The organism is Stutzerimonas stutzeri, from assembly GCF_019090095.1.
GTDB classification, from domain to species: domain Bacteria; phylum Pseudomonadota; class Gammaproteobacteria; order Pseudomonadales; family Pseudomonadaceae; genus Stutzerimonas; species Stutzerimonas stutzeri_AN.
Map to the genome: position 1 here is coordinate 221,582 of NZ_JAGQFP010000001.1, position 15,189 is coordinate 236,770.

The following is a 15,189-nucleotide window of genomic DNA, read 5'->3' on the forward strand; positions in this document are numbered from 1 at the left end:
GGCTGGGCTTTAGCCTTGTTCGAGCTGAGCCAAGGGAGCGATGCTAAAGAACTTTTGGGCGCACTCGGTGCTGGAGGCCGCCAGTTCGGCTTCGCTTACGCCGCGGTGGCGTGCGACCTCGCGCAGGACTTCCACCAGAAACGCCGGCTCGTTCTGGCCACCTTTGGGCTTTGGCCGCAGCGTGCGCGGTAGCAGGTAAGGCGCATCGCTTTCGAGCATCAGGCGCGACGCCGGTATTTCCCGAACCAACGGATGCAGATGCGTTCCCCGGCGCTCATCGCAGATCCAGCCGGTGATACCGATGTGCAGGTCAAGGTCGAGGTAGGCGTACAGGGCACGCTTTTCACCGGTGAAGCAATGCACCACCGCGGCGCTGAGCCGATCACGCAGGGGGCGGATGATCTCGACCAGCCGCTGGCTTGCATCGCGTTCGTGAAGAAACAAGGGGAGACCGGTCTCTATCGCCAGTTGCAGGTGCTCTTCCAGTACGCGCTCCTGTTGAGGTCGCGGCGACAGGTCCCGGTTGAAGTCCAGGCCACACTCGCCGACCGCTCGTACCTCGGGCTCGGCGAGCAACTGCTTGAGGTGCGCGGCGCTGTCGCTGGCCCATCGACTTGCATCATGCGGGTGGATTCCGGCCGTGCAGTACAGCCGTTTCTGGTTTTGGTCCAGCTCCCGGCACAGAGCGAGCGCTGCTTCGCTCTCGCTAAGGCTGGTGCCGGTCAGGACCATCTGGGCGACGCCGGCCGCAACGGCGCGATCTACCACCGCGCCTGGGTCCCGAGCAAAGGTTGGATGGGTCAGGTTGACACCGATGTCGACGAGCTGCATGGATGTGCCTCCCTTATGGTTCGAAAAGATATAACGTTGATTATCAATAGGTTATATAGCAAGCTAAAGCCAGATAGTGGCTCGTGCTGGCGGCTGGGTGCTGCTTGTGAGAACCTTCGCCACCCTGTGGCTGGATGGCCGCGTTGCGTGCTGTCCAATCGAGTCGATACGTTGTGAAGATCCGGCTGCTGTCACTGCTGATATGTCTGTGGGTGCTGACACCGTTGCCGGCTGCTGCGCGTGTCATGGGGCCGCATGTCTGGCAGCCCACGGACAAGGTACGCGATCTGGCGGAGATTCGCCGCAGCGGCGTGCTTCGCGTGTTGGTCAACCAGAGCCGTAACAGCTCGGGTGAAATCAAGGGTGAAGCCATCGGCGTCGAGTATGTCCGGCTGCGTGCGTTCGAGCAGTTTCTCAATCGCAACTCGAAAGGGCCGCAGGTGGCGCTGGAGATCGTCCCGAAGGCCAAGGACCAGTTGCTCGGCGCGCTGCAGCGCGGGGAAGGGGATCTGGTGGCACCCGGCGAGCTCATGCCCCAGGCACCGACGGGGCGTGTCAGCCGCAGCCGGGCGGTCGTCGATGGCGTCCCACTGGTGCTCGTCGGCCGACAGGGCGCTCGCCACTATACAAGTTTCGAACAGTTGTCCGGGCGTAGCCTGGCGCTGTCAGCCGGTAGCGCGGCCGGACCTGCATTGGAGCAGGTCAATCGGCAATTGATGCAGGCCGGACGAGCACCGATCGTCATCGAGTGGGTTGATCCGACCTTGGCCGTCGAGGACGTGCTCGAAATGGTGCAGGCGGGTATCTACCCGGCCACCGTTGTCGAGCAAACGATCGCCGAGCGTTGGGCGAAGGTGCTGCCCAAACTGCGTATCGAAACGCGCCTTACCCTCGGCAAGGCGGCCGACATGCATTGGTACCTGCGCAAGGAGGCCAGCATGCTGCTGGCCAGTGTCGATCGCTTTCTTGCCGGCTACAGCGCGCCGGAGAACCAGGACGCGGCGTTCGTCCGGGTCTACCGGCGTCTGTATCGGGTGCAATACCCGCTTGACCGGGTCGGGCGGCAACGCTTGGAAAAGGTACGGCCCACCTTGCAGCGACACGCCCAGCACGAGGAGATCGACTGGCTCAATCTGGCCGCGTTGGCATTCAAGGAGTCAACGCTCAATCCGACCGCGCGGGGGGCATCCGGCGCGACCGGTTTGATGCAGGTCACTCAGGCGACGGCTCAAAGCATGGGCGTGAATGATATTGGCAAGCTGGACAACAACGTGCTGGCGAGCGCGAAGTATCTGGCCAACATCCGCCGCCGATACTTTGCCAGCCCAAGGCTGAATGAACGTGAGCGCATGGCCTTCATCCTCGCCGCCTACAACCTGGGGCCCCAGCGGGTTCAAAGCATGCGGGCCGAGGCCCGCCGTCGTGGGTTGAATCCTGATCAGTGGTTTTTTCAAGTCGAGCGGGTCGCCATGGCCACGATGGGCATGGGCGTCGTCAGCTATGTTAACGCAGTGAACAAGTACTACCTGGCCTACACGCGAGAGCGCTATCTGCTTGAGGGCCAGCTGCAGAGCGCAGGTAACTGAGGGCTTACTCGCTCTTTCTGGCGAGCAGCGCTTCGGCTGCCGGCAGGCGTTGCCGTTCGTGCTCATCGAAGCGGTCGGCGGCCAGCCGTTCGATTGCTGCTCGTTTATCGGTCTCGCTAAGCCCTCGGCTGTTCTCGATGCGTTCTTTCTCCTGCTGATACCCGGCCAGCCGGCTCCGCCATTGCTGGCGTTGCTCATCGAGCTTTTCCAGGCGAGCGGTCGCGGCACTGCCAACCAGTTGTTGGCGCAGCTGGCGCACCTCGGCCGGGGTGCCGCCCTTGGCCTGTAGCGCTCTGGTCTGCTGGCGCAGCTCGCTCTGAAGCTGGGGCGCCAATGTTGCCTGCAGCTCGGGTGGCAGCTCGTTGTGCAGGCGATCCAGCGCAGCCCCTTTTGCTGCGGCGTCCAGAGCCGGGTCGAGGCGAATCGCCAATCGCTCCAGCGTGAACTGGTCGGCCGCTTCTTCGAATGCGAAGAACACGCTATTGACCTGCTCGTCGAAGAGGGTTGCCCGCAATTGCTTGACCGCCTGTAGCCGCTCGCGCATCGCGCCGATGTCCGCTTGCTGTGGATGGTCTTGTTCGAGCGCCAGCAGCTGGCGTTTATAGTCCAGATACTGGCCCAGCAAATGATAGGCTTGACCGCGTGCGGGTTGTGGGAGCTGGGCCTCTATATAGCGACGTAGACGATTAACGCTGGTCTCGATCGGTTCTTCGCCGATCGAGGCCAGGAAGTAGTCGAAGACACGACGGATGTCGGGCTCGATGATTAGTCTACCCATCGCGTCTGCGCGAAGCCGGCCATCGACCTGGGTGCCCTTAAACGAGGGCGGCAGCCGGTGGAGCGTATCGGCCGGTGCGGTTTGCGCGGCGGGTAATGGCTGCACCTGCGCCACGGCGTGCGGCTTGACCGTTGCCGGGACGGATGAGAGCGGGCGATAAGCGTGCTGCTCGTTGGCCGGAAGGCGCCAGTACCAAACGGCGCCAGCGGTAATGGCCAACAGCATCAATGCGGTGAGCTTTTTCATGAGTAATCCTTGCCAGTGCCAGTGCCAGTGCCAGTGCCAGTGCCAGTGCCGGGGCCCGCGGCCCCGGCCGCTCTCAGAGGCCCGTGTTCTTCAGGCGGTTGGCATGCTGCCGGTACACCGTCAGCGGATCGGTTTCGAACAGGCTGGTCAGGCCGAACACCTGGTTGACTTCATCCAGGTGATTCATCCGATAGTTGTCACGAATGACCATACCCAGGTGAGAACTGCAGCGCCCGACCAAGCCGTCGTTTGGGCCGCTGAATGCAAGCGCTCCCGCGCCGAGCATGGCGTCGCTGACATCCAGCGGGTTGGTTAGCGGGCTGGTGCCACTCCATGAGTAGTAGCGCACGCCGTTGACCTTGTAGGCGCCTTCGCCGCATTCGCTGGTCGGTATGCCCTGAGGGTATTTGGCGTTGAAGCGTGCGGCACCTTCGCTGTTGAGCGACTCGAGCGAACCCAGCGCGTTTTGCGGTTCGGTACTCGAGCTGCCGGACAAGGCGTTAATCAGTGCGCCTAAGCCATTGACCAGGCCAGCGACGATGGCTTCGCCGCCGGAACCTTCAGGAATCCTGCGGAGCAGATCGGCGACGTCCGACCCCTTATGCGGGGCGCCGACGCTGGTGACCGAGGCGACCAGATCCGGGCGCACCGCGGCTACGTAGCGCACGGTCGGCCCACCGTGGCTGTGGCCGATCAGATTGACCTTCGGCTTGCCGCTGATCGCGACGATTTCTTCGACTTGTGCCAGCAGCTCTTCGCCCCGCAGTTCCGAGGTATTGAGTTGACTGACTTCGGTCACATAAACCTCTGCACCGTCGCGCCGCAGGGCGTGCGGTATGCCGTACCAGTAGTCGACGCCAAGAATGCTGTCGAAGCCCAGCATGCCGTGTGTCAGTACGATCGGGTAGCGCGTCTGGGTGTAGCTGCTCGAGCTGAACAGGCCTGCTTGTAGCTGAGTGGAGAGGGCCATGGCGGAGCCGAGGCCTAGAGCGATCAGAGTCTTTTTCTTATTCATGGATGCACTCATCGTTGGGTGAATCGGGCTATGGGCAATCCCTCGCCATTCACCGCGCACTGCGCGTACTGCCGCACGACAAGCGCAGCAATCGTGCCATCTTTGGTGCGTATGTGTGCTCGTGCTCTGGCACGGCTATTCCGGCTCGATCGATAGCAATTAGCTATAAGCCGTTCGCGGCGCAGCTGTTACCTGGCGGAACGGCCACGTGTGTAGGAAAGTGATAAATGATCACGTTGTAGTGATTTTCGTCGGTGTTCAATGAAAAAGGCGACTAGTTAGTCATCTTTGTACCGATTGGTCATGGGTAGTCGATCGCCACGATGTACCACAGTTTCGCCCCGGTAGGTGTCTCGACCCGCACTTCCGCGTCGAGGGGCTTGCCGACCAACGCTCTGGCCAGCGGCGAGTCGATGCTGATCAGCCCTTGGCGCAGGTCCAGCTCATCCGGACCGACAATGCGATAGCGAGCCTCCTCGCCGTCTTCGTCTTCGACGGTTACCCAGGCTCCGAAGTAGACCTTGCCCGGATCGGTTGGCTTGTCGCTGACCACCTTGAGCTTCTCCAGGCGCTTGGTGAGAAAGCGAACGCGGCTGTCGATCTCGCGCAGCATCTTCTTGCCGTAGGTGTACTCAGCGTTTTCGGAACGGTCACCTTGAGCGGCCGCCTCGCTGACCGCCTGGGTGACCTGCGGACGCCTGACGTGCCAAAGCTCATGCAGTTCTGCGCGCAGTCGCGCTTCGCCTTCGGGCGTGATCAGGGGCGTGCCGGCGGGGCGGGGCGGGCGATAGCGACTCATGGATAATCCCGATCAGAAAAAGATGAGCATTCTAAAGACATCGGCTTCCAGACTCAGCTCTCACGGAGCACCGTGAGCGGGCTGGCGCTCAGCGCTCGGCGTGTGCCGATTATTCCGGCTAGGCCGACCAGCACCGCGCCGATCAACGGCAGTGCAAGCAGCCAAGCGTGCGGCTGCCAGCGCAGGTCGAAGACGAAGTGATACAGCAGGGCGCTGACCAATTCACAGCCAAGGGCGGCAAGCAGGCCGCTGGTTGCGCCAAGCACGCTGAATTCCGTGCGCCTGGCTCTGAGCAACAGGCGGCGCTCGGCACCTAGCGCACGCAGCAACGCGCCTTGATGAATGCGCTCGTCTAGGGTCGCCTGCAGGCCCGCGAACAACACGGCCAGGCCAGCGGCGAGCACGAACAGCAGTACGTATTCGACCGCCAACGAGACCTGCGCCAGAATGCTGCGCAGCTGATCGAGCAAGGCCTGAACCTGAAGGATGGTCGCTGACGGGAAGTCCCGGGCCAATTGCACCAGCTCGCGATCCTTGCCGTCGGACAGGTGAAAGCTGGTCATGTAAGTGCTCGGCAAGTCCTGCAGCGTTTCCGGCTCGAAGATCATATAGAAGTTGGGCTGAAAGCTGTCCCAGCTGACTTCACGCAGGCTTGTCACACTGACCTCTCGCGTCAGACCGCCTACCGTGAAGCTGAGCCGGTCGCCGAGGCTGATCTGCAGGCTTTCTGCCAGTTCGGCTTCCACCGACACACCAGGCAGCTCGCCATGGTCTTCGCCCCACCAGTGACCTGCTGTCAGGCGGTTGTCGGATGGCAGTTCGCGAGCCCATGTCAGGCTCAGGTCTCGTCGAGTCGCCCGATCCCCCTGGCTATCCTTGCTGACCACCTGGCGCACCGGCTCGCCGTTGATTGCCACCAGGCGCCCTGGTACCACCGGGTACAGTGGCGCGGCGTGGTCCGACAGTGCCTCGATGCGTTGGGCGAACGCATCCCGGTCGTCAGGCAGCACGTTGAGCACGAAGTGGTTGGGCGCATCCTCCGGCAGCTGGTTCTGCCAGGTATCGAGCAGCTCCCCACGCAGCAGCGCGATCAGGGCCATGGCGAGCAATATCAGGCCGAAGGCCAGGGCCTGTCCGGCCGCCGCCAACGGGTGACGGAGTAGCTGTCCGAGGCCAAGCCGCCAGCTCAGCGACGCCCCTGAAAGGGACCGACGCAGCCCCCGCAGCGCCAGTAACAGGAGGCCCCCCAGAAGGATGGTGGCGAGCAGGCCGCCGCCAAGCAGCGACAGTGTGATTTTCAGATCCAGACTAAGGCGCCACATGATCAGGCCAAGTGCAGCCACCGCCGCTCCGTAGACCAGCCAGGTGCTCGGCGGGACCGGCAGGACATCCCGACGCAGCACTCGCAACGGTGGCACGCGACCCAGCGCTGCCAGCGGCGGCAAAGCGAAACCGGCCAGCGCGACCAATCCTGTGGCAATGCCCGCCAGCGCGGGCCAGAGCGTGGCGGGTGGCACTTCACCGACCACCAGTTCGCGTAGCAGGAAAAACAAGCCATGTTGCGCAGCCCAGCCCAGTAACGCACCCGCCGCACTCGCCGCTACGCCCAGGTAGCCAAGCTGAAGGCCGTAAAGCACCAGCGTCTCGCGCCGTGACAGCCCCAGGCATCGCAGCAGGGCGCTTGCATCGAAGCGGCGCGCGGCAAATCGTGAGGCCGAAAGCGCTACCGCAACGCCGGCCAGCAGGACCGCGGCCAGACTCGCCAGGTTGAGGTAGCGCTCGGCACGCGCCAGCGCGCCGCCGATCTGGCGGTTACCGTCTTTCGCGGTTTCGATGCGCTGATGCGCTTGCAGCTGCGGTTTGATCGCCTGTTCATAGGCCTGCAGCTGTGCAGGCGCGCCACGCCATAGCTCGCGATAGCGAACCCGGCTGCCAGGTTGCACCACGCCGGTGGCATCCAGATCGTCAAGGTGCATCAGTACGCGTGGCGTCAGGCTATAAAAGTCGCCCACGCGGTCGGGCTCGTATGTCAATACCCGGGTCAACTGCAGCGGCTTGTTGCCAATTTCGATGGAGTCACCGATTTGCAGGTCGAGCGCGGCGAACAGGCGTGCTTCGGCCCAGGCTTCCCCTGGCTTCGGTCCGGCGCCGGGCTGTTCAGGCTGGTAGGGCGCCGCGGCGCTGCGCAAGGTTCCGCGCAGTGGATAGTGGTCGTCGGCCGCTTTGACGCTGGTGAGTTGCAGGTTGTCATCGGTCGCCACGACGCTGGAGAACTCGACCACTCGGGCGTGGTCGAGTTGCAATGAGGTCCCTGCCTCGATCTGTTCGGGACTTGCAGGCTCGCTGCCGTTGAGCACCAGGTCGGCACCCAGAAATTCCGTCGCCCGTAGCAACATGGCGTCGTTTAGGCGAGCGCCGAAATAGCCGATGGCGGTGCTTGCCGCGACCGCAATCAGCAACGCGCCGAACAGTATGCGCAGCTCACCGCCGCGTGCGTCTCTGAGTAGCTGGCGCAGCGCTAAAGCGGCCAGTTGCGTGGCGGAGACGCGCTTCATCGGGCCCGCTCGTTATTGAGCTGGCGACCGCCTTCGAGCCGGAGCAGGTGCTCGCAGCGCTGGGCCAGACGTTCGTCGTGGGTGACCAATACCAGGGTGGTGCCGCGCTCGCGGTTCAGCTCGAAAAGCAATTCGATGATGTGCGCGCCGGTGTGGCTGTCGAGATTGCCAGTGGGCTCGTCGGCGAAGAGGATCTCGGGTTCGGCTGCAAACGCGCGGGCGACGGCGACACGCTGCTGCTCACCGCCTGACAGTTGCCGGGGATAGTGATGCAGGCGTGCGCCCAGTCCGACCCGTCCGAGCAGCTCGCTGGCTTTCGCCTGCGCATCGCGTCGGCCATGCAGCTCGAGAGGCAGCATGACGTTCTCCAGCGCGTTGAGGCTGTCGAGTAGCTGAAACGACTGAAAGACGAAGCCGACGTGCTCGGCTCTCACGCGGGCACGCTCGTCCTCGTCCAGCGTTCCGAGCAGGTGCCCGGCCAGATGGACCTCGCCTGTACTGGGCAGGTCGAGGCCCGCCAGCAGGCCGAGCAGTGTCGACTTGCCGGAGCCGGAAGTGCCGACAATCGCCAGGCTCTCGCCCTTGTTCACGCTCAGCGACACGTCATCGAGTATGACCAGCTCGCCTTCCGCGCTGGGTACCGCTTTGCTAAGGTTCCGGGCGTTGAGAATGCTGACCGTCATGGGAGTTCCGATGCGAAATTGGCTGCGAAGTGGCGTCCTGGTGCTGCTGTGTTGGGCTCAGGGAGCCTTGGCGGGAACGGTGTTGGTGGTCGGCGATAGTATCAGCGCCGCTTTCGGCCTGGAAACCAGTCAAGGGTGGGTGTATAGGCTCCAGCAACGCCTTGATACAGAAGGGCTGGATCATCGGGTCGTGAACGCATCCATCAGCGGTGACACCAGTGCTGGAGGGCTGGCGAGGCTACCCGCTCTGCTCGAAGAGCATAAGCCTGGCGTGGTGATCCTGGAACTGGGTGGCAACGACGGCTTGCGCGGCCAACCGCCGGCGCAGCTGAAGCAAAACCTCGCGGCGATGATCGACCAGTCTCGCGCGGCTGACGCCCGCGTGCTGCTGCTCGGCATGCGCCTGCCGCCCAATCTCGGGCAGCGCTACACCACAGCGTTCGCTCAGGTGTATGACGCCCTTGCCGAGGAAAAGAGCGTGCCGTACGTGCCGTTTTTTTTAGAGGGCGTGGGCGGGGTCGAAGGCATGATGCAGGCCGACCGCATCCACCCTGCAGCTGGCGCGCAGCAACGCTTGCTGGATAACGTCTGGCCGGTGCTCGAGCCCTTGCTTTGAAGCGTGCGCGCGGCTACTGTCGCGCCCTCGATCGGAGCCTCAAATGCCGCGCCCAGCCTGGACCCTCTTTGCCTATCGCCTCATTGTGCCGGACGAGCAGTTCGACCTGTTCGCCTGTCGAGAGAATCGTCTGCACCTGGCCTTGCGGCAACTGGAATTGGATGGACAGGTCGACCGGACACTTTGCGGTGGCTTCCTGCCAGCCCGCCCTCGGTGGCAGGACCTGGATCGGCCAATGCTGAAGGACCGTCGACTCTGCTCAGCCTGTCGTGATGCGCTCAGTGCACAGCGCAAAGGCCTTCCGTCTGCCGTCAGCGTCTGGTAGCTCGGCGGCAGCTGTCGCTTCGAGTACAATGCCGCCACATAGATATCATCCCCAAGGAACACCTCAATGCTCTCGCGTGCGTCTGCAGTCGCCTCCTGTATGTCATTCGCTGCTCTGTTGCTGGCCGGGCAGGCCATGGCGCTGGAGTTGCCTCTTCCGCCGGAGGGCGAAGACGTGGTTGGCCAGATTCAGGTGATCAAGGCCAAGTACGAAGACACCTTTGCGGCGCTGGGAGAAGCGCACGATCTGGGCTATCTGGAGCTCGTGGCGGCCAACCCGGGCGTAGACCCCTGGTTGCCGGGAGAAGGAACCGACATCATTCTGCCGACTCGTTACATCCTGCCACCGGGACCGCGCGAAGGCATCGTCATCAACCTGGCTGAATACCGCCTGTATTACTACCCGAAAGGCGAGCAGGTGGTGCATACCTTTCCGCTCGGCATCGGGCGGGAAGGGTGGGGCTCGCCGGTAGGCAACACCCGCATCTCGGCGATGACCAGCAATCCGGCCTGGTACCCGCCGCAATCGATTCGAGACGAGCACGCGGCCGATGGCGATCCGTTGCCCAAGGTTGTGCCGCCCGGTCCCGATAACCCGCTCGGTCCATACAAGATAAACCTGGCGCTGCCGGGCTATCTCATCCATGGCTCCAACAAGAAGTTCGGTATCGGCATGCGAGTCAGCCATGGTTGCTTCCGCATGCTCAATCCCGATGTGTTGCAGCTGGCTCAGCTGGTCAAGGTGGGCACCACGGTGCGAATCATCGACGAGCCTTACAAGTTCGGCGTGAGCGGCGGTAAGGTCTACCTGGAGGCGCATACGCCCCTGCAGGATGAGGACAAGCACATGACGCTGATGGACAAGCACGCAGTGGTGGTCAACTCGCTGCTCAAGCGTGACGAAACCGCCGGCGTATTGGAGTTGGACTGGGAAATGGTGCGCGAGATCATCGCTGGCGAGGATGGCCTGCCGATCCAGATCGCCGAACAGGGGCAATCCCTGGCGAATCACGCCGAACCGATTTTCTAAGGTTCCGCTGCGGCGATCGTTACGATCCGATCGCCCATAAAAAAGCCGACCTCGTGAGGTCGGCTTTTTTTTGTGCCTGAAGCTTACTTGCGGCTGGCGCGTTCCAGCATACGCAGTGCACGCTCGTTGGCTTCGTCAGCAGTTTGCTGAGCCTTTTGAGCAGCCTGCAGAGCCTCGTCGGCTTTGCTGTACGCTTCGTCCGCACGGGCCTGGGCACGGGCAGCGGCGTCTTCGGTCGCGGTCAGACGGGCTTCGCTTTCTTTGGTCATGCTGTTGCTGCAACCAGTAGCCAGAACTGCGGCGAAAGCCAGAGCAGAAAATTTCAGAACGTTGTTCATCGTGTTCCCCTTAAGGATGAAATCCATGGCAACTTCCGTTATGGAAAGTTGGCGCGCACATACTACCTATCTGTTGCGCTAAGTAAACTGAGGCAAGCAGCCGCTACCACAATATTTCTGCAAGCTCATTTCTTTTTAGGGTGCCAGACGGCCATGTTGATCGAAAAACAATCAAAACGGCCGTTGCACTCGATACATGGACCGGCGCGGCGCCCTAAAAGTTGCACAACTGAAGGCTTACGCGCAATGAATGTCAGGTCGATCGACCTGGATGCAGGTACTCATGCTTAGAGCAATTGAAGCAAGGTCTTACATGGCGGTAGCATGCAACGTCCACTTACAACAATGGGATCGTGCGGGCTATCGTGCGCACCTCCAACTATAAGGGCAGGCACGCCTGCAAAGGAGGCGAGATGATCGACAAGCTAACCGTCCACCATGATCGAACGGGCCACCAGTTCGAAACTACCGTGGACGGCTATCGTGCCTATTTGGCCTATGTCGATTTAGGCAAGCAAACCCTGGATATATACCGGACCTTCGTTCCCGACGCGCTTCGTGGTCGTGGCGTCGCGGCAGTACTGACACAGCACGCGCTCGATTACGCGGCGCGGGAAGGCTACACGGTCATACCGTCATGCTCGTACGTGGAGTGGTATATCGAGCGCCAGGGCGATTCGGCAGCAAGTGTCGATCCCGATCAATGAAGAAAACGCCAGCGTGCGTGGCGTTTTCTTTCATCTAATCTGCGTCAGCCGCGAGCGCGGCTGGGCAGGACTTCCTTCAATTTAGCGTGCATCCCGAGAATCGCCTTCTCGGTGGCGTCCCAGTCGATGCAGGCATCTGTAATGGATACGCCGTACTTCAGATCAGCCAAGTCCTTGGGGATCGGCTGGTTGCCCCAGCCCAAGTGGCTCTCCACCATCAGTCCGACGATCGAATTGTTGCCTTCGAGGATCTGATTGGCCACGTTGTCCATCACCAGCGGTTGCAATGCCGGGTCCTTGTTGGAGTTGGCGTGACTGCAATCGACCATGATGTTCAGGCTGATACCGGCCTTGGTTAGTTCCTGTTCACATACCGCGACGCTGACCGAGTCATAGTTCGGCTTGCCGTTACCGCCGCGCAGCACGACATGACCGTAAGCATTGCCTTTGGTGGTAACGATCGATACGCCGCCGGACTGGTTGATGCCGAGAAAACGATGCGGGCTGGACACCGATTGAAGCGCATTGATGGCGACCGTCAGGCTGCCGTCGGTTCCATTCTTGAAACCCACCGCCGAAGAAAGGCCGGACGCCATCTCGCGGTGTGTCTGGGATTCAGTGGTTCGTGCGCCGATGGCCGACCAGCTAATCAGATCCTGCAGATACTGCGGGGAGATCGGGTCCAGCGCTTCGGTAGCGGTCGGCAGCCCCATCTCGGCGAGGTCGAGCAACAGCTGGCGACCGATGTGCAAACCATCCTGAATCTTGAATGAATCATCCATGTAGGGGTCGTTGATCAGGCCTTTCCAGCCGACCGTCGTACGCGGCTTCTCGAAGTAGACCCGCATGATAAGGAACAGGCTGTCAGAGACCTTGTCGGCCAGTACCTTGAGACGCTCGGCATATTCATGCGCTGCCTTGAGGTCATGAATCGAGCAGGGGCCAATCACGACGAACAAGCGGTGGTCCTTGCCGTCGAGGATGTCCCGTACTACCTGGCGTCCTTCGGAAACCGTCTTCAGTGCGGTGGGTGTCAGCGGTATTTCGCGCTTCAACTGTTCCGGTGTGATGAGTGTCTCGTTGGAGGAAACGTTAAGGTCATCGATCGGTAAATCAGCCATCGTGTTCTCGTCAGGGTCGCAGATGCCGTCCGCCAGCCATCCCGGTGCGGCGGAAGGGCTCAGGGCGCAGCGGGGAAGCGGAACCTTATCGCGTATTGCGTCGCTTCGACAATGCTCTTGAAGTACGTCTGCCGCCTGCGTGTCAGTGAATGCCGTGAGCGCTTGCGTGGCACGGCTGGGCGATGCTTCGGGACGCTGATAAGGTGGGAATTCAAGCACGCCCGTGTGGGCGCTCAACTGATCTATAGTCGGAGTCTTCTGCATGACCGCATCCAAACCCCGAATCGGAATCATCGGTACCGGCGCTATCGGCGGCTTCTACGGTGTCATGCTCGCGCGGGCAGGTTACGACGTGCATTTTTTACTGCGCAGTGAGTACGACGTGGTCAGGCAGAATGGGCTGCAGGTCAACAGCGCGGTGCATGGTTCGTTGCATCTGGATGCCGTGCAGGCGTACCGCAGCGCGAGGGATATGCCTAAATGCGACTGGCTTTTGCTGGGCGCGAAGGCCACCAGCAATTCCGAATTGGCACCCTTGATCGCCCAGGCGGCGGGGCCCGACGCCAAAGTCGTGGTACTGCAGAACGGCCTGGGTATCGAAGAGCAGCTGCGTCGCTCACTACCTGAAGCGCTTCACCTGCTTGGCGGTCTGTGTTTCATCTGCGCGCATCGCTCGGCGCTGGGTGTTGTCGAGCACCAGGCGCTTGGGGGTATAAACATTGGCTATCACTCGGGCCCCGCAGCAACCCCTGAACAGCAACAGGCGATAGTCGAAGAGGGTGTGGCGATGTTCCGTGCGGCGGGCGTTGATGCCAACGCGGCGACCAATCTGGCCCAGGCGCGCTGGCAGAAGCTGATCTGGAACATGCCCTACAACGGGCTTTCGGTGCTCCTGAACGCCGGGACGGCCCCGTTGATGGCCAACTCGGACAGCCGCGCACTGATCAGGTCGATCATGCTGGAGGGGCACGGTGCCGCGGCCGCTTGCGGTCATCCGCTGCCCGATGCGCTGGTGGATCGTATGTTGCTGGCCACTGATCATATGCCCAATTACTTGCCGAGCATGTATCACGACCATGCGAACCGCCGCCCGATGGAGCTCGATGCGATCTATGCCGCACCGTTGACGGCAGCCGCGAATGCCGGATTCGCGATGCCCAAGACCGAAGCGTTATATCAGACGCTGCGCTTCATCTCTGCGGCGACGACCGGCTAGACCATTCGATTCTTCATTCGAGCTGAGCCGAGTGCCTGACAAATCCCTGAGGCGGTAATGCTTAGCGCTTCGGGGTGCTAATCTCAAACGGGCCGCGTCATATTTTGACCGTGCGTCCACGCTTCGCGCTGTGTTGCTGGCAAGGCGTAGGCCCCTTGAGCGTCCCTCTCTACGTGGCGAATGTGGCCTTGTAGTGACGAGCACCTGATTCGTGACGAGCGGTACAGGGGGAAATGGCCTAGAATTCGGACGTTCTGGTGCACGAAGTTATAAAAGTGGTGGCGTGCAGGCGCCATTGGCCTTTGAGGGAACTCTATGAAGCTTCAGCAACTGCGTTACATCTGGGAAGTGGCGCACCATGACCTCAATGTTTCGGCTACAGCCCAGAGTCTGTTCACTTCACAACCTGGCATCAGCAAGCAAATTCGGCTGCTCGAGGACGAGTTGGGTGTGGAGGTCTTCGCGCGTAGCGGTAAGCATCTGACTCGCGTCACCCCCGCAGGCGAGCGCATCATCAGCACAGCCGGCGAAATTCTTCGAAAATGTGAAAGCATCAAACAGATCGCGCAGGAGTTCTCCAACGAAAAGCGCGGCACCCTGAGCATTGCCACTACCCATACGCAAGCGCGTTATGCCCTGCCTCAGGTCATCAGTGCGTTCATCAAGCAATACCCGGACGTCTCGCTGCACATGCACCAGGGCACACCCACGCAGATCGCGGAGATGGCGGCTGACGGCACTGTGGACTTCGCGATTGCCACCGAGGGCCTGGAGCTGTTCGGCGATCTGGTGATGATGCCGTGCTACCGCTGGAATCGCTGTGTGGTAGTGCCACAGGGGCACCCGTTGGCGAAACTCGAAACCCTCACGTTGGAGGCGTTGGCCGAGCATCCCATCGTGACCTATGTATTCGGGTTCACCGGTCGCTCGAAACTCGACGAGGCCTTCAGCCACAAGGGATTGTCACCCAGAGTGGTTTTCACCGCCGCGGACGCGGACGTCATCAAGACCTATGTGCGTCTGGGGCTGGGTGTGGGCATCGTCGCGCGCATGGCGGTCGACGCCAAGCTCGATCCGGATCTGGTGGTGCTCGATGCCAGTGAGCTGTTCGAGGCCAGCGTTACCAAGATTGGTTTCCGCCGGGGGACCTTCCTGCGCGGTTTCATGTGCGATTTCATCGAGACCTTTGCGCCGCACCTGGATCGGGAGATGCTCGAAAAGGCGGTGCAATGCCGAAACAAGGCCGAGCTGGACCAGTTATTCGAGCACGTCGACCTGCCTACCTTCTAGGACCGCACGCCCATTACTTAGCGCTTATCACTCATCGCCCAGCTCGACCGCGTC

15 protein-coding genes are annotated in these 15,189 nt (G+C 61.6%); 7 read left to right on the plus strand and 8 right to left on the minus strand.

Annotated features, from left to right (window positions below; all coding sequences use genetic code 11):
* Positions 1 to 9: 9 nt before the first annotated feature.
* Positions 10 to 831, minus strand: a complete 822-nt coding sequence (locus tag KVO92_RS00895; RefSeq protein ID WP_217473810.1) for a TatD family hydrolase — start codon at positions 829 to 831, stop codon at positions 10 to 12.
* Between the two features lie 179 nt (positions 832 to 1,010).
* Between KVO92_RS00895 and KVO92_RS00900 the strand changes: the two genes are divergently transcribed.
* Positions 1,011 to 2,417 (plus strand): transglycosylase SLT domain-containing protein, encoded by a 1,407-nt coding sequence (locus KVO92_RS00900; RefSeq protein WP_336512618.1) that lies wholly within the window; start codon positions 1,011 to 1,013, stop codon positions 2,415 to 2,417.
* A gap of 4 nt (positions 2,418 to 2,421) precedes the next feature.
* Here the strand turns inward: KVO92_RS00900 and KVO92_RS00905 are convergent, their stop codons facing one another.
* The 5 genes from KVO92_RS00905 to KVO92_RS00925 all read right to left on the minus strand — a co-directional run bounded on the left by KVO92_RS00905 (position 2,422) and on the right by KVO92_RS00925 (position 8,493).
* Positions 2,422 to 3,441, minus strand: coding sequence for a lipase secretion chaperone (locus tag KVO92_RS00905; protein WP_217473812.1), 1,020 nt, complete (start codon positions 3,439 to 3,441; stop codon positions 2,422 to 2,424).
* 73 nt (positions 3,442 to 3,514) lie between these two features.
* Positions 3,515 to 4,456 carry a triacylglycerol lipase gene (locus KVO92_RS00910; protein WP_217473813.1) on the minus strand — a complete coding sequence of 314 codons (942 nt, stop codon included), beginning with the start codon at positions 4,454 to 4,456 and terminating at the stop codon, positions 3,515 to 3,517.
* A 301-nt stretch (positions 4,457 to 4,757) separates the two neighbouring features.
* On the minus strand, positions 4,758 to 5,255 hold the full coding sequence (gene greB, locus KVO92_RS00915) for a transcription elongation factor GreB (RefSeq protein WP_217473815.1): 498 nt from the start codon (positions 5,253 to 5,255) through the stop codon (positions 4,758 to 4,760).
* Between the two features lie 53 nt (positions 5,256 to 5,308).
* Positions 5,309 to 7,810 carry an ABC transporter permease gene (locus KVO92_RS00920; protein ID WP_217473816.1) on the minus strand — a complete coding sequence of 834 codons (2,502 nt, stop codon included), beginning with the start codon at positions 7,808 to 7,810 and terminating at the stop codon, positions 5,309 to 5,311.
* Positions 7,807 to 8,493: an ABC transporter ATP-binding protein gene (locus tag KVO92_RS00925; protein ID WP_217473817.1), complete on the minus strand. Its 687-nt coding sequence runs from the start codon at positions 8,491 to 8,493 to the stop codon at positions 7,807 to 7,809. Before KVO92_RS00925 ends, KVO92_RS00920 begins: the two co-directional genes overlap by 4 nt.
* 10 nt (positions 8,494 to 8,503) lie before the next feature.
* On the opposite strand from KVO92_RS00925, the gene KVO92_RS00930 reads away from it, so the two are divergent.
* From KVO92_RS00930 to KVO92_RS00940, 3 genes are all read left to right on the plus strand, one after another.
* On the plus strand, positions 8,504 to 9,109 hold the full coding sequence (locus KVO92_RS00930) for an arylesterase (protein ID WP_217475385.1): 606 nt from the start codon (positions 8,504 to 8,506) through the stop codon (positions 9,107 to 9,109).
* 43 nt (positions 9,110 to 9,152) lie between these two features.
* Positions 9,153 to 9,434, plus strand: coding sequence for a hypothetical protein (locus KVO92_RS00935; protein WP_217473818.1), 282 nt, complete (start codon positions 9,153 to 9,155; stop codon positions 9,432 to 9,434).
* 66 nt (positions 9,435 to 9,500) lie between these two features.
* Complete coding sequence (locus KVO92_RS00940; protein WP_217473819.1) at positions 9,501 to 10,463, plus strand: L,D-transpeptidase family protein; 963 nt, start codon at positions 9,501 to 9,503, stop codon at positions 10,461 to 10,463.
* Positions 10,464 to 10,546: 83 nt separating this feature from the next.
* On the opposite strand, the gene KVO92_RS00945 is transcribed toward KVO92_RS00940, so the two are convergent.
* A complete protein-coding gene (locus tag KVO92_RS00945) occupies positions 10,547 to 10,801 on the minus strand; it encodes an Lpp/OprI family alanine-zipper lipoprotein (RefSeq protein ID WP_014853168.1) in 255 nt (84 codons plus the stop codon).
* A 413-nt stretch (positions 10,802 to 11,214) separates the two neighbouring features.
* Here KVO92_RS00945 and KVO92_RS00950 point away from each other — a divergent pair, with 413 nt between their 5' ends.
* Positions 11,215 to 11,508: a GNAT family N-acetyltransferase gene (locus tag KVO92_RS00950; RefSeq protein WP_217473821.1), complete on the plus strand. Its 294-nt coding sequence runs from the start codon at positions 11,215 to 11,217 to the stop codon at positions 11,506 to 11,508.
* A gap of 44 nt (positions 11,509 to 11,552) precedes the next feature.
* Here the strand turns inward: KVO92_RS00950 and KVO92_RS00955 are convergent, their stop codons facing one another.
* Positions 11,553 to 12,629 carry a 3-deoxy-7-phosphoheptulonate synthase gene (locus KVO92_RS00955; protein ID WP_217475386.1) on the minus strand — a complete coding sequence of 359 codons (1,077 nt, stop codon included), beginning with the start codon at positions 12,627 to 12,629 and terminating at the stop codon, positions 11,553 to 11,555.
* Positions 12,630 to 12,891: 262 nt separating this feature from the next.
* Here KVO92_RS00955 and KVO92_RS00960 point away from each other — a divergent pair, with 262 nt between their 5' ends.
* Positions 12,892 to 13,845: a putative 2-dehydropantoate 2-reductase gene (locus KVO92_RS00960; protein ID WP_217473823.1), complete on the plus strand. Its 954-nt coding sequence runs from the start codon at positions 12,892 to 12,894 to the stop codon at positions 13,843 to 13,845.
* Positions 13,846 to 14,160: 315 nt separating this feature from the next.
* Complete coding sequence (gene cysB, locus KVO92_RS00965; RefSeq protein ID WP_217473825.1) at positions 14,161 to 15,135, plus strand: HTH-type transcriptional regulator CysB; 975 nt, start codon at positions 14,161 to 14,163, stop codon at positions 15,133 to 15,135.
* The last annotated feature ends 54 nt before the right edge of the window (positions 15,136 to 15,189 follow it).